Source organism: Streptomyces sparsogenes (assembly GCF_001704635.1).
Taxonomy (GTDB): domain Bacteria; phylum Actinomycetota; class Actinomycetes; order Streptomycetales; family Streptomycetaceae; genus Streptomyces; species Streptomyces sparsogenes.
Genome location: NZ_MAXF01000255.1, coordinates 1 through 1,034, shown reverse-complemented (window position 1 = coordinate 1,034; position 1,034 = coordinate 1). Strand labels below are relative to the sequence as shown.

The following is a 1,034-nucleotide window of genomic DNA, read 5'->3' as shown; positions in this document are numbered from 1 at the left end:
GGACGTTGGCCCGGCGGCGGGCCAACGCCAACAGCGCCTGTTTGTGTCCCTTGCCCTCGGTCCGCTTACGTTCGTAGAACCGCTTCGAGGCCGGGCAGCCCCGGAGGCTGGCGAAGGCGGAGAGGTAGAAGACGCGGAGCAGACCGCGGTGGTAGCGGCGTGGGCGGTGGAGGTTGCCGTTGACGCGTCCGGAGTCGCGGGGGACGGGGGCGAGGCCGGCGTAGCCGGCCAGGCGGTCGGCGGTGCCGAAGGCGTTCATGTCGCCGCCGGTCGCGGCGAGGAACTCCGCGCTCAGCAGGGTGCCCATGCCGGGCAGGCTCTGGATCACCTCTGCGTGCGGGTGCTCGCGAAACCGGACCTCGATCTGGGCATCGAGCTCGGCGATCTCCTCATCGAGGGCTATCACCCCCTTCGCGAGGCGGGCCACCATGGTGGCCGCGAGGTTTTCTCCGGGCAGCGCGGTGAACTGAGCTTCGGCCGCCTCCACGACGACCTTGGCCAGGGCGGCGCTGCCGTAGACCTTGCGGTTCGTAAGCCACGTCGTGACGCGCGAGGTGCCGGCCCGGCGGATCGCGGCCGGGGTCTGGTAGCCGGTCAGCAGCATGACCGGCCCCTTCTTGGTCAGGTCCAAAGACCGTTCCAATGCAGGAAAGATTTCCAGCAGCTGGGCACGCAGCCGGTTGATCTGCCGGGTCCGGTCGCAGACCAGATCGGTGCGGCGGTTGACGAGGGTGCGCAGGTCGACCGCTATCTCGTCGCCGGGCCGCAGCACGCCGAGATCGGTGCGCATGCGGGCCTGGTCGGCGATGACGAAGGCGTCCTTCGCGTCGGTCTTGGCCTGGCTCCGGTAGCCGGCCGAGGCGCGATGGACGGCCAGACCGGTGATGTAGGTGATGTGCTGATCGTGGCTGACCAGCAGGCCGAGCACAAGCGCGGCACCACCGTGGTTGATGTCCACCGCCCACAGCACGTCCTGAGACAGCTCCAGCACGTCGGCCAGGAGCTTGAGCAGCTCAGCCTCATCGTTCAGTACC

At 69.1% G+C, this 1,034-nt stretch carries 1 protein-coding gene; it reads right to left on the bottom strand.

The genetic code is table 11. The annotated features are described in order from the left end of the window. Positions 1-1,034: IS110 family RNA-guided transposase (locus tag BBH68_RS38725; protein ID WP_065968583.1), on the bottom strand; the 1,034-nt coding region annotated here is incomplete at both ends.